Genomic DNA, 16,458 nt, shown 5'->3' on the forward strand with positions numbered 1-16,458 from the left:
GATCAGCTGTGTCCCGCTGACCGACGTGCCTACGCGCCGACGTAGGCCGCGAGGTGCTCGCCCGTGAGCGTGGAGCGAGTTGCGACGAGGTCGGCCGGGGTGCCCTCGAAGACCACCGTGCCACCGTCATGGCCGGCGCCGGGGCCGAGGTCGATGATCCAGTCGGCGTGCGCCATGACGGCCTGGTGGTGCTCGATCACGATGACCGACTTGCCCGAGTCGACGAGTCGGTCGAGCAGCCCGAGCAGCTGCTCGACGTCGGCGAGGTGCAAGCCTGTCGTCGGCTCGTCGAGGATGTAGGTGCCGCCCTTCTCGCCGAGGTGGGTGGCGAGCTTGAGCCGCTGGCGCTCGCCGCCGGAGAGCGTCGTGAGCGGCTGGCCCAGGCTGAGGTAGCCGAGCCCGACGTCCTCGAGGCGTCCGAGGATCGTCGCCGCCGCGGGGACCTTGGCGTCGCCGTCGCTGAAGAAGGCGTGCGCCTCGGTGACGGGCATGGCGAGCACCTCGGCGATGTTCTTGCCGCCGAGCTCGTACTCGAGCACGGCGGCCTGGAACCGGCGGCCCTCGCAGTCCTCGCAGGGCGACTCGACGGTGGCCATCACGCCGAGCTCGGTGAAGATCACGCCGGCACCGTTGCAGGTCGGGCACGCTCCCTCCGAGTTCGAGCTGAAGAGAGCCGGCTTGACGCCGTTCGCCTTGGCGAAGGCCTTGCGGATCGGCTCGAGAAGGTCGGTGTAGGTCGCAGGGTTGCTGCGTCGTGAGCCCTTGATCGCGGCCTGGTCGACCGTCACCACGCCCTCACGCCCCTGGACGGACCCACGCACCAGCGAGCTCTTGCCCGAGCCCGCGACACCGGTCAGCACGACGAGCACGCCGAGCGGGATGTCGACGTCGACGTCACGCAGGTTGTTGGTGTCGGCGCCACGCACCTCGAAAGTGCCGGTGGGCGTGCGGAACTTCGACCTGAGGGTGGCGCGGTCGTCGAGGTGCCTGCCCGTGATGGTGTCGCTGGCGCGCAGACCGTCGACCGTGCCCTCGAAGACGATCTGGCCGCCGCCGGTGCCTGCCAGCGGCCCGAGGTCGACGACGTGGTCGGCGATCGCGATCGTCTCGGGCTTGTGCTCCACCACGAGAACGGTGTTGCCCTTGTCGCGCAACCGCAGGAGCAGCCCGTTCATCTGGGCGATGTCGTGCGGGTGCAACCCGATCGTCGGCTCGTCGAAGACGTAGGTGACGTCGGTCAGCGAGCTGCCGAGGTGACGGATCATCTTGGTGCGCTGGGCTTCTCCACCCGACAGCGTGCCGGCGGGCCGCTCGAGCGAGAGGTAGCCGAGCCCGATCTCGACGAAGGAGTCGAGACTGTGGCGCAACGACGTGAGCAGGGGCGCGACCGACGGCTCATCGAGGTCGCGGAGCCACTGCGCGAGGTCGCTGATCTGCATCGAGCACAGGTCGGCGATGCTCTTGCCGGCGATCTTGGACGATCGGGCCTCGGGCGTCAGGCGCGTGCCCTCGCACTCGGGGCACGACTGGAAGGTCACCGCCCGCTCGACGAACCGGCGCACGTGCGGCTGCATGGCCTCGGGATCCTTGGAAAGCATCGACTTCTGGATCCTGGGGATGATCCCCTCGAACGTGAGGTTCACGCCCTCGACCTTGATCTTGGTCGGCTCGGCGTAGAGCATCGTGTCGAGCTGCCTCTTGGTGAACTTCTCGATCGGGGTTTCCATGGGCAGGCCCATCCCCTGGAAGAGGCGGCCGTACCACCCGTCCATCGAGTAGCCGGGGACGGTCAGGGCGCCGTCGCTCAGCGACTTCGTCTCGTCGTAGAGGGCGGTGCGGTCGATGTCGCTGACGTGGCCCATGCCCTCGCACCGCGGGCACATGCCGCCGAGGTAGACGGCCTCGCGCACGACGGACTTCTCGACCCTGCCGCCCTTGTCGGTGGACATGACGCCGCTTGCCTTGCGGGTGGGCACGTTGAAGGAGTACGCGGTGGGCGGGCCGACGTGCGGCTGCCCGAGCCGGCTGTAGAGGATGCGCAGCATCGCGTTGGCATCGGTGGCCGTGCCGACGGTCGAGCGCGGGTTGGCACCCATGCGCTCCTGGTCGACGATGATGGCCGTCGTCAGTCCCTCGAGCACGTCGACGTCGGGGCGCGCGAGGTTCGGCATGAAGCCCTGCACGAACGCGCTGTAGGTCTCGTTGATCATGCGCTGGGAGTCGGCGGCGATGGTGTCGAAGACGAGCGAGCTCTTGCCGGAGCCGGACACCCCGGTGAAGACGGTGAGCCGTCGCTTCGGGATCTCGACGCTGACGTCCTTGAGGTTGTTCTCACGCGCGCCCTGGACGCGGATCAGGTCGTGGCTGTCGGCGACGTGGCGCTCGGACGCCCCGGTGGCAGAACTGCTCTTGCTCATCGTGTCTCCATCGTCAGGTGTACGCGTCGAAGGTCTGGTGCGGTCGCGCCGCTGTCAGACGAGCCAGCGACCGTCACGCATGAGTTCACGCCCGGTGAGCTCGTCGGCCTCACGCCAGGCCTGCACCCGCCGTGGCGAGATGCGGAACCAACGGTACGGCGTGGTCTGCAGCCGCGGGTCGAACCCGGCACGAGCGGCGAACCGGTCGCCCTCCTGCTCCCCCAGCTCGCCGATCTCCAGAACCTCGACGTCGCCCTCCACCATCGTGACGTCACGGGTCTCGCCCAGTCCCAGCCGGACCGTGCGCGTGGCCGCCAGGTTGCGACCGGTCTGGCTGTCGGCCGGCGTCGCGATGAGCACCGCGCTGCCGTCCCAGTCGAACGAGAGCGGAACGAGGTAGGGGGTGCCGTCGGCCGAGGCGCTGGCGACCCACAGGTCGACGTCCTCCGCGAGGCGGGTCTCGGTGTCTCGTCGGCGTTGGGCGCGGGGGCGCGGCTCGTCGGTCACGTTCACTCCACGGTGGTCGGTGCGTGCGCGGTCTTGGACGCTCAGGGCCACGCTATCCACGACGTCGGAAAGTGGGCACTCGATGAGCGGTGCACGTCGGAAAGTGGGCACTCGATGGAGGGGTCAGACCCGAGCCCCTCGGCCTGGGCGCGGTAGGGAGGAGTGGACGGTCGCGGCGAGCGCGACCAGCACCGGCACGAAGGCGAAGAGGTAGCGGGACCGGCCCTGCAGCACGAGGGTGAAGGCGGCGATGCCGAGCACGGTGACGGCCATCAGGAGGGTCTCGCGACGGTAGGGCGCACGCAGCAGGCCGAGGCCCGCGACCAACAGCACCGCCAACCACACGCCTTGGGTCACGTCTGCCCGCCACTGGTACCACGACCCGTGAAAGCCGTTGAGCTCGTGGACGACTCCCGTGAGGCCCGTCGCCGGCGCGAGCGTGCCGGGCAGGGAGTCCGGGCCCTCGCCCCACGCCCAGAACAGCCCGTCACCCCAGTTCCACGCGGCCTTGTTGCCGTAGAACGCCAGCGTGCCGCCGGGACCTCGCTCGGCCCAGCGGTCACCGAGGAAGCCAGCGGCATACGCCCTCATCTGCTCCTGGTCCCGGCCGGTCACGGCATCGACCATCTGGCGGGAGTAGGCCCCGTAGTTGACGACGCCACCGGGCGTGCGCTGCTCGTCGGCGCCGAGGGCGACCCACCAGAGGATCGGCGGTGTCGCAGTGGGGTCGATGCGTGACGAGTCGACGCCGGAGACCGTCGTGGCGGCCGCCGACAGGCCCAGCCCGACGCCCACGAACGCGACCATCGAGAGCGCACACGCCGCGATGACCCCGGCGCGCCGAGCGGGCTGCAGGTCGTGGTCGAAGATCGCCACCACGGCCGTCAGGACACCGGCGATGGCGACGACGACCGGTGTCGTCTTGATCGTGTAGGCGACCGCGATGCTCGCCACGGCCAGCACCCACAGCGCGACGCGCACCGGCCGCGGTCCGGGGGCCAGGGCCTTGACGGCCAGTGCCACCCCTCCCATGACGAAGGGCATGGCGTAGAAGTCGGTGTAGGGCACGGCCAGCCACGGGCTGGTCCCGACGAGCACGAGCGTCAGGAGCTGCGCGGCGAGGGCCGGACCCCGGCCGGCGACGCGCACGACGAGCAGGTGGACGGCATACAGGGTCACCGCGACGCAGACGGCGTTGAGTGGCACGAGAACGGCGTCGGGTGACAGCGAGAAGGCTTGTCCGACAGCGACGCCCACGCGGTCGATCGCCAACAGCGGCACGTTGTTGGGGTAGAGGGACAGGTAGACATAGTCGTCGCCGCCCAAGGGTCGTCCGGCGTGCATGGCCCTCGCCAGGTCCATCACCACGCGCGCGTCCCAGCCGTAGCGGTAGCCGGTCATCAGCCCCACAGCGCCGGCGACCGCTCCGCCACCCACGGCGGTCGCGACCGGCAGCCAGCCGTTCTTCGCCCAGCCCGGCACCCGCAGGAGGACTGCCAGCGCCACCAGACCGATGGTCACGGGGACGACCACGAGAGGTCGGTGCGCCACGTTGACCGCCCGCGGCGCGACGAGCGCGACGAGCGCCACGGCGACGAGCGACACCCCGGTCAGCCGGAGCAGGGCTCGGCCGACCGGGGTGTCCATGGGGCGTGACGCTACCTCAGCCGTTCGCGCCGGCGGCAGCCGCCTCGTCGGCGACGCGGTCGCGGTGGGCGCGGTTGCACGCGGACACGACGGCCTTGAGCGAGGCGGTCACGATCGACGAGTCGACGCCGACGCCCCAGAGGACGCGCGGGCCGATCGCGCACTCGACGTATGCCGCGGCGCGGGCGTCGCCGCCAGCCGACAGCGCGTGCTCGGCGTAGTCGAGGACGCGCATGTCGGGGGCACCCTCGATCGTCATGAAGGCGTCGAGGAAGGCCGCGATCGGACCGTTGCCCCGCCCCTGGATGGTGACCGGCTCGCCTTCGTCGGTGATCGTCGCCTCGATGGTCGAGTCGCCGTCGACCGTCGAGTCGGTGACGACGTTGACGAGCTCGAACCGCCCCCACGGCTTCGCCGGGTTGGGGAGGTACTCGTCCTGGAAACGGGCCCACAGCTCGGCGGGAGCCACCTCGCCGCCGTCCTGGTCGACGCCACGCTGCACGACGCCGGAGAACTCGATCTGGAGCCGGCGCGGAAGGTCCATCTGGTGCTCGGACTTCATGATGTACGAGACGCCGCCCTTGCCCGACTGGCTGTTGACGCGCACGACCGCCTCGTAGGAGCGGCCGAGGTCGTGCGGGTCGACGGGCAGGTAGGGAACGCCCCAGACGAGGTCGTCGACGCTCGTGCCCTTGTCCTTGGCCTCGACCTCCATCGCCTCGAAGCCCTTCTTGATGGCGTCCTGGTGCGAGCCGCTGAAGGCGGTGAAGACGAGGTCGCCGCCGTACGGGTGACGCTCCCCCACCGGCAGCTGGTTGCAGTACTCGACGGTGCGACGGATCTCGTCGATGTCGCTGAAGTCGATCTGCGGGTCGACGCCCTGGCTGAAGAGGTTCATGCCGAGGGTGACGAGGTCAACGTTGCCGGTGCGCTCGCCGTTGCCGAAGAGGCACCCCTCGATGCGGTCCGCGCCGGCGAGGTAGCCGAGCTCGGCCGCCGCGACGCCCGTGCCGCGGTCGTTGTGGGGGTGCAGGCTGACGACCAGCGACTCGCGCCGGTCGAGGTTGCGCACCATCCACTCGATCGAGTCGGCGTAGACGTTCGGGGTGATCATCTCGACGGTGGCAGGCAGGTTGACGATCATCTTGTGGTCGGGCGTGGGGTCGATGACGTCGATGACCGCGTTGCAGATGCGCATCGCGAAGTCGAGCTCAGTGCCGGTGTACGACTCCGGCGAGTACTCGTAGTAGATCGCCGTGTCGGGGATCGTCTCCTCGAGCTTCTTGATCAGCCGGGCGCCCTGGACGGCGATGTCGATGATGCCGTCCTGGTCGAGCCCGAAGACGACGCGACGCTGCAGGATCGAGGTCGAGTTGTAGAAGTGGACGATCGCCTCCTTGGCACCGCGGATGGCGTCGAAGGTGCGCTCGATGAGGTGGTCGCGGCACTGGGTCAGCACCTGGATCGTGACGTCGTCGGGGATGTGTCCCCCGTCGATGAGCTCGCGGCAGAAGTCGAAGTCGGTCTGGCTCGCCGACGGGAAGCCGATCTCGATCTCCTTGTAGCCCATCTTCACGAGCAGCTGGAACATGCGCAGCTTGCGCTCGGAGTTCATCGGGTCGATGAGGGCCTGGTTGCCGTCACGCAGGTCCACGGCACACCAGCGCGGGGCCTGCGCGATGCGCTTGGTCGGCCACGTGCGGTCCGGCAGGTCGAACGGGATCTGCTCGTGGAACGGGACGTACTTCTGGAACGGCATTCCCGACGTCTGCTGGGGGTGGATCATCGCGCACTCTCTCTCGTCTGCGTTTCGCTCGGTGTCCGGCCGGACACGGGAAACTCCGCGACGAGGAGGGCCGGGATCAGGCCTCGTCGCGGCAGAGAAGGAGGAGGCTCACCGCACGCACGACTTCACCGTATGCCGGAGGGCTCGCTCACGTCCACAGGCTGGGCCGGGACGCCCGAATCCTGAGATCGGACCCGGGCGTCCCGTGCTCGTGGTGGTTCGTCGGCCGCTCGGCTCAGCCCTGTCCGGGCGCAGCTGCCTGCGCGACACCTTGCGTCGTGCTCGATCCGTGGGGGTCCCCGCCGAGCAGGACCATCCCGTTGGCGGCGACCCCGATCACGGTCACCGCGACCACGGCCGCGACCACGAGGCCCCTGCGGTGGGCATTGGATGCCGGTGCGGGTGCCGGGCCGCCGTCGCCGACGCGGTCGAGGTGGTCGGGCGCGGGCTGCGAGCGCAGCGCCAGCGCGAAGGCGACTGCTGCGGCCTCGAGCGCGGCGCAGGCCAGGTCGCTCATCCCGAGCGCCTCCGGCACCCCAGGCTCTGGTCCCAGCGGAAGGCCGACGCTCCGCGACACGGCCCACAGCACGATCGGGCCCGCTGCGACGACCAGGGACGACGCCCACACGAGACGGCCGGGCCTCATCAGGGCGGCGACCGCGGCGAGGAGCTGGGCCACTGCGAGGGCGATGAAGAACACGCCGGCCGCAGCCCACTCGGTGAGGTGCTCGGGGACGACCACGACGTGGATCACGGCAGCGCCGAGGAGCGTGCCCACCAGACCGAGGACCCGGGTGTCCACGGCTGGCCCGTGCGCGCGTCGCTGAGCGGTGACCCGGAGCCGGCCGCCGCGCATCGCGACCATCCACCCCACGACGAGCACATTCGTCAGGAGCACGATGCCAGCCCCGTAGCCCACGGCACGGGCCTGCAGCCAGAAGCTGTCGGACTCGAGCCGGGCGATGCAGGCGACCCCGCAGGTGGTGCTCATCGAGCCCATGTGCTCCACGAGGCCCGACTGGAGCCGGAAGTCCATGGCGGCGCTGACGAGAAGGTGGGCTGCGCCGACGACGGAGGCCGCGAGCGCGACGAGCCACGCCGAGGCGATGACAGCGCGAGCCCCGCGAAGCACCGGGCCGAAACGGCGCTTGGCCAGCGTGAGGGCGGCGAGCACAGCCACGACGTAGAGCGTCGTCATGACCGACGACTCGCGCAACCACGACGCGAACGGCTCGCCCGTGCGCTCGATCGCGCCGACCGCCCCGCGCACGGAGATCACCCAGAAGCCGTCGGCGAACGCGAGGACGATGGCGAGCGCGATGACGGTGCCCCAGGGGACGGCCGAGGACGACACACCGGAGGTCGTCGGCGACGACGCGGCGCCGACCTCGGCCACCTCGAGCGGGGCCGGGCGCGTCACGGCACTCCTGGTGTGCGCCCTGAAGTGGTGGATGGGTTGGACGGAACGAGTCGCCATTGGGACCAGCCTCGGGTCTGCAGTGAAAAGGTAAGGGCATCAAGGCGATCGGGGTGGCCACCCCGGGAGGGTGGCCACCCGCGGTCGGTGGTCCGGGCTACGTGATCTCCCAGCCGAACATCATGGCGTGGTCCTCGTGCGCCAGGTTGTGGCAGTGCGCGACGTACGGTCCGTGGAAGTCGCGGAAGCCGCGGTAGACGATCACGGACTCGCTCGGGTCCAGAGCCACGAGGTCTTCTCGCGACACGTCCTCGGGGTGCCCTGCGTCTGCCTTGAGCGACACGTCCTTGCCGTTGCGCATGACGGTCCGGTGCTCCTCCATGTGCAGGTGGAAGGGATGGACCCAACCACCGCCGCCGTTGCGGATCTCCCACAGGTTGAAGCTGTTCTTCGGCTGGGAGGCGAGCGACGTCTTGCCGGCCGGGTTCTTCAGGCTGGTGGCGACCGTGCCCGGCTCGAACGGCTTGCCGTTGATGAGCCACTCGACGTCGGCGCCCGCGCTGCCGCGCTGGACCTCGAAGATGAGCCGGTTGTCCAGCATCGACTGCCAGTTGCTCGGCAGCGGCGGCAGGGCCCGCATGAGCCGGTTCGGCGGCGGCATGATGCTGTTGTCGGGCACGCTGTCGCCGATGACGAACTTCAGCAGCGGCACCTTGAAGTTGGGGTCTGGCGAGAACCGTGACGAGTTCGACCACTTGCGGCCGTCGGGCATCTTCATGACATCGGTCAGGTAGATGACGTCGCCCTTGGTCGTCGGTGTGCCGTCGGCGTACTTCGTGAAGTCGATGATGACCTCACGGCGCTTGGCCGGCCACAGCTCGAACGAGCTGCGGGTGATCGGGAACGGAAGCAGCCCACCGTCGGAGGCGATCTGCACGAACTTCATGCACTCCTGGCCGTCCGGGATCCGGTACTGCCCCTGCAGCTCGTCACCCGAGTAGCCCAGCGACACAGAGGACTTCGGCCCCTGGGTCGAGCTCATCAGCTTGAACTCGTAGATGCGCGACACCGAGCAGTCCAGGAACCGGAACCGGTACTTGCGACGCTTGACGTTGAGCACCGGGTACGCCGTGCCGTTGACGGTGAAGATGTCACCGACGAAGCCGTGCGACGGGAAGTGCTTGAAGAACGTCTTGCCCCACCACTCCGGGTGCGTCGCCGGGTTCTTGACCAGTGGGTACTCCCCGAGACCGTCGTGGACGTCCTTGTGCGTCGTGACTCCGTCGTCCAGACGGGTGTCGTAGAACGCCAGCGGGATGTCGTAGTCGACGTCGAACGACCCGTCGTCGTGGTTGCGACGGACCCCGGGAAGACGCAGGCCGTAGCGCTCGTCGCCCATGTCCATGTTGTTCTTCGGGTCGTAGATCGGGTAGAGCCCGACCATGCCCTTGTAGACGTTGGCGCCGGTGTGGTCCATGCGGTGGTCGTGGAACCAGAAGAAGCTCTGCTTCTCACGGTCGTCGTTGCCCGCCGGCCAGTTGAGGTACAGGTTGTCGCACCACGTCTGCGGCAGGTAGCCGTGCGTCTTCGGGCCGTAGTTCATGGTGTAGTGCGGGTTGCCGTCGCTCTCCGGCGCCGTGTGCCCGTTGTGCAGGTGGGTCAGGAACGACCAGTCGGGAGCGCCGAAGTCCTGGCGGTCCAGGCCGAGCGGGTTCTCGTCGAGCCGGTTGATGAACCGCACGAGCGCGGGCTTGCCGTACTCCGCGTTGATCATCGGGCCCGGGAACTGGCCGTTGAACGCGTAGATCGTGCTGAGCGGTAGGTCGCGGATCGTCCCGGCGGCGTATGTCTTGCCGCTCGCGTCGAACGAGACGGTCGGCTTGCCCTGAGCGTCGATCGGAAGCACCTTGGACGTCGTGAACGAGTGCGTGTTCACCTTGAGCTCGATCTTGTAGACGAGCGGGTCCGGACAGTTGATGTCCTTCGTCCAGATCTGGTGCTTCTCGTTGCCCAGCGAGTTCTGTTGTCCCACACCGGGTCCCGGCGGTGAAGCCCACGTGCTGAACTCGCTCGTGGGTGTCGGCCGGAGCGCCTGCGGCACGGGCAGCATGTCCTTGAAGGGCGACATGATGAGCGGGCTCGTCGGGTACGTCTCGATGTAGAAGAGCAGGTCGCTCAGAGCCGTCGACGTGCCGGCGAACGCGCCGTCTGCGTTGAGCAACCCACCCTTTTCAAGCCCTGGAACGGCGAAGACCTTGGCGCTCACGGCCGCGGCGGTCAGCCCCCCGGCTGCCCCCAACCTGAGCAGCGTCCGGCGCCCCAGTCCCCCTGGTTCTGCAGATGTTTGCGTGTCCATGACACAGATCCCCTCTTACCTGGTCGTGCGGTGGAACCTCCCCGGGCACAACGATGACGGCAGGACCTAGGGGTCTTCTGGGGTTCTCGGAAACTGGGGTCTGCACGCGTCACGAATGTCCGGATGCGTGCCAAATGTCGTCCGAATTGCGTAGTGACACAAGGGGGTCCGAGGGGGTAAACGACACCCCCGGGGGTGTCGCGACCTGACCCGCAGAGGCTCCGCTCAGGCGCTGGGGCCCCGGGCCGCGTCGCTCGGCGACCCGGGCTCGGGAGTCATCGGGTCACCGTCAGGCCCGTCGGGGCGGGACGAGGCGTCGGCGATCAGCTCCTCGGGGCGCGGTGGCACCGTCTGGTCGTCCTCCAGCACCTCGAACTCGTGGTCGTGTGCCGCTGTCTCGGACATCTGGGCCTCCTCGACCCGAGTCTAGGACGGAACGCCTCCGTGGGCGCGGGCGCGGCCGCCGCACCACGGCCTGCACCGTGCGTGGGTCGACGAGCAGACTCAGAACCCGAGCCGCTGGAGCTGCTTGGGGTCGCGCTGCCAGTCCTTGGCGACCTTGACGTGGAGGTCGAGGAAGACCTTCTGGCCCAGCAGCGCCTCGATACCCTTTCGCGCGTTGGTGCCGACCTCGCGCAGGCGCGAGCCGCCACGGCCGATGACGATGGCCTTCTGGCTGGAGCGCTCCACGAAGACGTTGACCCGCACGTCGAGCAGGGGCCGGTCGTCGGGACGGCCCTCGCGGGGCACCATCTCCTCGACGACCACCGCGAGCGAGTGCGGCAGCTCGTCACGCACACCCTCGAGGGCGGCCTCACGCACGAGCTCGGCGATCATGACCATCTCGGGCTCGTCGGTGAGCACCCCGTCGGGGTAGAGCTGTGGCGACCGCGGCAGGAACGACGCGAGGAGGTCGCGCACCTGCTCGACCTGCTCGCCCGACACCGCGGAGCAGGGGATGATGGCGTCCCACGAGCCGAGCTGGTCGATGGCGATGAGGTGCTCGGCGAGACGCTCGCGGTCGACCGCGTCGGCCTTCGTGGCGATGGCCACGACGGGCCGGCGGCGCACCGACCGCAGCTCGGTGAGCTCGTTGGCGATGAACGCGTCGCCCGGGCCGATGCGCTGGTCGGACGGGAGGCAGAAGCCGATGACGTCGACCTCGAGCAGGGTCTCGCGCACCAGGTCGTTGAGCCGCTCGCCGAGCAGGGTGCGCGGCTTGTGCAGGCCGGGGGTGTCGACGAGGATCACCTGTGCCGTGGGCGTCGTCGCCACGCCACGGATCGTGTGGCGGGTGGTCTGGGGCTTCGAGCTCGTGATCGCGACCTTCTGCCCCACGAGAGCGTTCGTGAGGGTCGACTTGCCGGCGTTGGGCCGGCCCACGAGACAGGCGAACCCGGCGCGGTAGTCGCCGCCGCCGGTGTCGGGTCCGGCGGGCCGGCCCTGGTCAGCGTCCTGGGTGCCCATGAGCGTCCTCCGTCTGGTGGTGTTCGGGTGCGGGGTCCGGCTCGGCGGCGCGGTGCACGATGACGGACGCGACGCGGTGCCGGCGTCCGGCCATGCGCTCGGCCGTCAGCTCCAGGCCAGCGACGGTACCGGAGGACCCGACGATGGGCACGCGGCCGATGACCTTCGTCAGCAGGCCGCCGACCGTGTCGACGTCCTCCTCGTCGATGGTCACGTCGAACAGCTCGGCCAGGTCGTCGATGTCCATCGTGGCCGGCACGCGCAGCGTGCCGTCCTCGAGCCTCTCGATGCCCGGCCCCTCACGGTCGTGCTCGTCGGCGATCTCGCCGACGATCTCCTCGATGATGTCCTCGATGGTGATGAGTCCGGCAGTGCCGCCGTACTCGTCGACGACGATGGCGAAGTGGGTCTGGTCACGCTGCATCTCGCGCAGGAGGTCGTCGACCGGCTTGCTCTCGGGCACGAAGTGCATCGGCCGCATCACCTCGGTGGCCGGGTGGCGCCCGTCCTCGGGCGCGGCGTTGAGCCGGCGGGCGACGTCCTTGAAGTAGAGCAGGCCGCGCACGTCGTCGCTGTCCTCGCCGACGACCGGGATGCGGGAGAAGCCGGAGCGCAGGAAGAGCGACATCGCGCTCCGCAGCGTCTTGTCGGCGTCGAGGACGACCATGTCGGTGCGCGGCACCATGACGCCGCGCGCCAGGGTGTCGCCCAGCTCGAAGACGGAGTGGATCATCTCGCGCTCGTCGGCCTCGATGACCTCGGACTCACCTGCCATGTCGACGAGGTCGCGCAGCTCCGACTCGGTCTGGAACGGTCCGTCGGTGTAGCCCTTGCCCGGGGTCACGGCGTTGCCGAGCACCACGAGCAGCTTGGCGACCGGCCCGAGGACGCGTCGCAGTCCCACCGCGAAGGGGGCGCTCCACAGCGCCACCGTGTCGTAGTTCTGACGGCCGAGCGTGCGCGGTGACACGCCGACGACGACGAACGACACGATCGCCATGATCGCGATGCTGATGAGGGCACGGCTCCAGGTCGAGGCGACCTGACCGGCGACGGCGAGGGTCACGAGCACGGCTGCGGTGGCCTCGGCCACCACTCGTAGGAACGCGATCACCGAGAGGTAGGCCGGCGAGTCGCCGACCACGGTCATCAGCGACTTCGCGCCGGACCGCCCCTCGTCGAAGAGCTCCTGGGCGCGCACCCGGGACATGCGGAAGATGGCGGCCTCGGCGGCCGACAGCAGGAATGCGGCGACGATGCTGACGAGGGCCGGGAGGGCGAACTGCGGAAACATCTCGGTCTCTCGCCCTCAGTCAGGCGCTGGGTCGGTTGCGGGTGGCGAGGAACGTGAGGAGCAGCTGTCGCTGCAGCTCGAACATCTCGCGTTCCTCGTCGGGCTCGGCGTGGTCGTAGCCGAGCAGGTGCAGGATGCCGTGCGTCGTCAGCAGCAGCATCTCCTCGATGGGCGCGTGGCCGGCCTCGACCGCCTGCTTCGTCGCGACCGACGGGCAGAGCACGATGTCGCCGAGCGTGCCCTCCTCGGGCTCCTGGCCCTCACGGCCGGGGCGCAGCTCGTCCATCGGGAAGCTCATCACGTCGGTGGGCCCCGGCAGGTCCATCCACTGCACGTGGAGCACCTCCATGGCCGCCTCGTCGACGAGCTTGATGCAGAGGTCGGCCTGCGGGTGCACCCGCATCTGCTCCATCACGTAGCCGGCACACGCCAGCAGCTCGAGCTCGTCGACGTCATGGTCGGTCTCGTTGAGGACGTCGATGCTCATGCCGGATCCTCCTGCGCGACAGGCGAACCGACGACCGGGGGCGTATGCCGCTCGGCACTGTCGCGCCGCGCGCCCCCACCCGCCGGAATGTCCTTGTGGCGCTTGGCGCGCTTGCTCCCGCGGGCGTCGTCGCGCTCGTAGGCGTCGACGATGGCGCTGACGAGGCGGTGCCGCACGACGTCGTGCGAGGTGAGCTCGGCGAAGTGGATGTCGTCGACGTCGCCGAGGATGTCGCGCACGATCTTGAGGCCCGAGCGGGTGCCCCCCGGCAGGTCGACCTGGGTGATGTCGCCGGTGACGACCATCTTCGAGCCGAACCCGAGACGGGTGAGGAACATCTTCATCTGCTCGCTCGAGGTGTTCTGCGCCTCGTCGAGGATGATGAAGGCGTCGTTGAGCGACCGGCCTCGCATGTAGGCGAGCGGTGCGACCTCGATCGTGCCGGCAGCCATTAGCTTCGGGATGGTCTCGGGAGAGACCATGTCGTGCAGCGCGTCGTAGAGCGGGCGCAGGTAGGGGTCGATCTTGTCGTTGAGAGTGCCGGGGAGGAAGCCGAGGCGCTCCCCCGCCTCGACGGCCGGCCGGGTCAGGATGATGCGGTTGACCTGCTTGGCCTGCAGCGCCGCGACGGCCTTGGCCATCGCCAGGTAGGTCTTGCCGGTGCCGGCGGGACCGATGCCGAAGACGATGGTGTGCTGGTCGATGGCGTCGACGTAGCGCTTCTGGTTGAGGGTCTTCGGACGGATCGTGCGACCCCGGTTGCTGACGATGTTCATCGTGAGCACGTCGGCGGGACGCTCGAGGGTCTGGCTGCGCAGCATCGAGATGGAGCGCTCGACGGCGTCGCGGTTGAGCGGCTGGCCGGTCTCGACGATGACGAGCAGCTCGTCGAGCAGCGAGTCGATGATCTCGAGCTCGCCGGCCGGACCCGCGAACGTCATCTCGTTGCCGCGCACGTGGGTGTCGACGAGGGGGAACTGTCGTTCCATGGTGCGCAGCAGCTCGTCACGCGGACCGAGGAGCGTGACCATCTCGATCGGTGGCGGGATCTGCCTGGTCAGGACCGGGGCGTCCGCGCCGGAGCGGGCTCCGGAGGAGCGTTCGGGCCGGTCGGCACTGGCGGTGGTGGCGGGGCCGTCGGATGGTCGAGGTTGCGCGTCATTCATCGTGCTGCCGAGTCTACGTGTCGCCGACGGAGCTCCTCACCACGAATTCGGCGAGGTCCTTGCTCTGCTGCACCCGCGACGGCTCGTGGATGTACATCATGTGCCCCGCCTCGTAGTAGGCGTGCTCGATGTTCGCCAGGAGCCCCTCCGGCAGCTGCAGGTGGGCGACGACGTCCTCGGCGGCGAAGTGCGGTGTGGCGCCGTCGTAGTAGCCGTAGGCGATGTGGACCTTGAGGTGCGGGTTCTGCCGCATCGCGCGCTCGAGCTTCGGTGACACGTCGATCGGCCTGCCCTCGAAGTCCTTGAACGACCAGGGGTGCACGAGACGCGAGATCTGCTCGTAGTGCAGGTCGCTGCCGTAGCCGAGCTCGTCACGCACGTAGTGGTTCCAGGCTGCGGCATACGGGCCGGTGATGGCGTCGTGAGACGGGTCGGCATCCATGTTCTCGGCGAACCCGGTGGCCGCGGGCCCGGTGAACCGCGAGTCGAGACGACCCACCGAGAGGCGCTCGTCGCGAAGCAGCTCGGTGAAGTAGCGCCAGTGCTCGATGCGCAGGTCGACCCGGTCGACATAGTCCTCCGACAGCCCCGAGAGCCGGGCCAGCGTCGCGACCGCCTCGGCGCGTTCGCCAGGACTCAGCCGGCTGCCGCGGGAGAGCACCCACGGGTAGTCGCGGGCGGCATACGCCTCGGCCTCGTCGAGGACGGTGTGCAACGACTTCCGGCCGTGCTTGCCGTGGTAGTGGGCCACGGCGGCATACGTCGGCAGGTAGAGCGCGTGCGCACGGTCGTTGCGCTGGTTCTCGAAGTCGACCGAGCTGAGGTCGAGCACGCTCGAGATGAGGATGAGGCCGTTGAGGTACATCCCGTAGCGCGTCTGGAGGTGCTCGGCGAGCGCCGCGCCGCGCAGGGTGCCGTAGGACTCGCCGGCCACGAGCTTCGGTGACATCCACCGACCGTTGCGTGAGGTCCAGAGACGGATCAGCTCACCGACGGACTCGATGTCCTTCTGGTAGCCGTGGTACTCCCCCGGCTTGCCGCCCTCGACCGCGCGCGAGTAGCCGGTCGACATCGGGTCGATGAAGACGAGGTCGCTGACGGCGAGCAGGGAGTCCGGGTTGTCGACGAGGTCGTAGGGCGGCGGCTGGAGCGCGCCGACGTCGCCGCTCACCACACGGCGCGGCCCGAGCAGGCCGAGGTGCAGCCAGACGCTCGAGCTGCCGGGGCCGCCGTTGAAGGCGAAGGTCACCGGGCGGGTGCGTGGGTCGGCGTCGTCGAGCACGTAGTTCGTCATCGACAGCTCGGCGCGCGCCTTGTGGCCCCCGAAGGTGCCGTCCTTGTGGTCCTCCTCGCGGAGAACGACGCGGCCGGTGGTCGCCGTGTAGGCGAGGCGGCGGCGCCCGACCTTGAGCACGTGGTGGGTCGTGACGAGGTCGTCGACGGGGTCGGGCTTCTCGTCCTTCGCCGGCGCGGTCGTGGGCGGCGCCGCGTTGGGGAGGGGGCTCTGGCCCTGGTCTGTCTCGACGGGCGGGCCTGCGTCAGGGGTCTGGCTCACACCATCCGCCCTTCGGTGAAGGCGGCGCCCGCGAGCACGTGCACGTGGGCGTGGAAGACCGTCTGACCCGCGGCGGTGCCGGTGTTGACGATCATCCGGTACGCGTCGGGGACGCCCTCCTGCTCGGCCACGCGCGCGGCGAGGCGGAAGATGTCGGCGAGGTCCTCGTCGGAGGCGGCCGCGAGCGCCCCGACCGTGGGCTCGTGCCGACGCGGCACGACGAGCACGTGGACGGGCGCAGCGGGCTTGATGTCGCGGAACGCGATCGACCGGTCGGACTCGGCGACGCGGTCGTCGGGGATCTCGCCGGCGACGATCTTGCAGAAGAGGCAGTCACTGGGGGTCTGCGAGGTCATGTC

The 16,458-nt window shown here is 69.4% G+C and carries 13 protein-coding genes; all 13 read right to left on the bottom strand.

Annotated elements, in window-relative coordinates:
* Nucleotides 1-29: 29 nt before the first annotated feature.
* Entirely contained in the window at nucleotides 30-2,417 is a 2,388-nt protein-coding gene (locus AB4091_RS09300) for an ATP-binding cassette domain-containing protein (RefSeq protein ID WP_442291464.1), read from the bottom strand.
* A 54-nt stretch (nucleotides 2,418-2,471) separates the two neighbouring features.
* Nucleotides 2,472-2,924 carry a pyridoxamine 5'-phosphate oxidase family protein gene (locus AB4091_RS09305; protein WP_442291465.1) on the bottom strand — a complete coding sequence of 151 codons (453 nt, stop codon included), beginning with the start codon at nucleotides 2,922-2,924 and terminating at the stop codon, nucleotides 2,472-2,474.
* Between the two features lie 123 nt (nucleotides 2,925-3,047).
* A complete protein-coding gene (locus AB4091_RS09310) occupies nucleotides 3,048-4,571 on the bottom strand; it encodes a hypothetical protein (RefSeq protein ID WP_442291466.1) in 1,524 nt (507 codons plus the stop codon).
* Nucleotides 4,572-4,587: 16 nt separating this feature from the next.
* The gene (leuA, locus tag AB4091_RS09315; protein WP_442291467.1) at nucleotides 4,588-6,357 is read right to left on the bottom strand and encodes a 2-isopropylmalate synthase; all 1,770 of its coding nucleotides are present in this window, start codon (nucleotides 6,355-6,357) and stop codon (nucleotides 4,588-4,590) included.
* A 235-nt stretch (nucleotides 6,358-6,592) separates the two neighbouring features.
* The gene (locus AB4091_RS09320; RefSeq protein ID WP_442291468.1) at nucleotides 6,593-7,834 is read right to left on the bottom strand and encodes a hypothetical protein; all 1,242 of its coding nucleotides are present in this window, start codon (nucleotides 7,832-7,834) and stop codon (nucleotides 6,593-6,595) included.
* Between the two features lie 97 nt (nucleotides 7,835-7,931).
* On the bottom strand, nucleotides 7,932-10,073 hold the full coding sequence (locus AB4091_RS09325) for a multicopper oxidase family protein (protein WP_442291469.1): 2,142 nt from the start codon (nucleotides 10,071-10,073) through the stop codon (nucleotides 7,932-7,934).
* A gap of 282 nt (nucleotides 10,074-10,355) precedes the next feature.
* On the bottom strand, nucleotides 10,356-10,535 hold the full coding sequence (locus AB4091_RS09330) for a hypothetical protein (RefSeq protein WP_442291470.1): 180 nt from the start codon (nucleotides 10,533-10,535) through the stop codon (nucleotides 10,356-10,358).
* 99 nt (nucleotides 10,536-10,634) lie between these two features.
* Nucleotides 10,635-11,597 (bottom strand): GTPase Era, encoded by a 963-nt coding sequence (era, locus tag AB4091_RS09335; protein WP_442291471.1) that lies wholly within the window; start codon nucleotides 11,595-11,597, stop codon nucleotides 10,635-10,637.
* Nucleotides 11,578-12,891 (bottom strand): hemolysin family protein, encoded by a 1,314-nt coding sequence (locus tag AB4091_RS09340; protein ID WP_442291472.1) that lies wholly within the window; start codon nucleotides 12,889-12,891, stop codon nucleotides 11,578-11,580. The genes era and AB4091_RS09340 overlap by 20 nt, the downstream gene beginning before the upstream one ends.
* A 19-nt stretch (nucleotides 12,892-12,910) precedes the next feature.
* Nucleotides 12,911-13,378, bottom strand: a complete 468-nt coding sequence (ybeY, locus tag AB4091_RS09345; RefSeq protein WP_442291473.1) for an rRNA maturation RNase YbeY — start codon at nucleotides 13,376-13,378, stop codon at nucleotides 12,911-12,913.
* Nucleotides 13,375-14,544: a PhoH family protein gene (locus AB4091_RS09350; RefSeq protein WP_442291474.1), complete on the bottom strand. Its 1,170-nt coding sequence runs from the start codon at nucleotides 14,542-14,544 to the stop codon at nucleotides 13,375-13,377. The genes ybeY and AB4091_RS09350 overlap by 4 nt, the downstream gene beginning before the upstream one ends.
* Before the next feature lie 13 nt (nucleotides 14,545-14,557).
* Nucleotides 14,558-16,099: a S10 family peptidase gene (locus tag AB4091_RS09355; protein ID WP_442291475.1), complete on the bottom strand. Its 1,542-nt coding sequence runs from the start codon at nucleotides 16,097-16,099 to the stop codon at nucleotides 14,558-14,560.
* Entirely contained in the window at nucleotides 16,096-16,455 is a 360-nt protein-coding gene (locus AB4091_RS09360) for a histidine triad nucleotide-binding protein (RefSeq protein ID WP_442291476.1), read from the bottom strand. The genes AB4091_RS09355 and AB4091_RS09360 overlap by 4 nt, the downstream gene beginning before the upstream one ends.
* Nucleotides 16,456-16,458: the final 3 nt, after the last annotated feature.

Source organism: Terrabacter sp. 2RAF25 (assembly GCF_052115265.1).
In the GTDB taxonomy this organism is placed as follows: Bacteria; Actinomycetota; Actinomycetes; order Actinomycetales; family Dermatophilaceae; genus Terrabacter.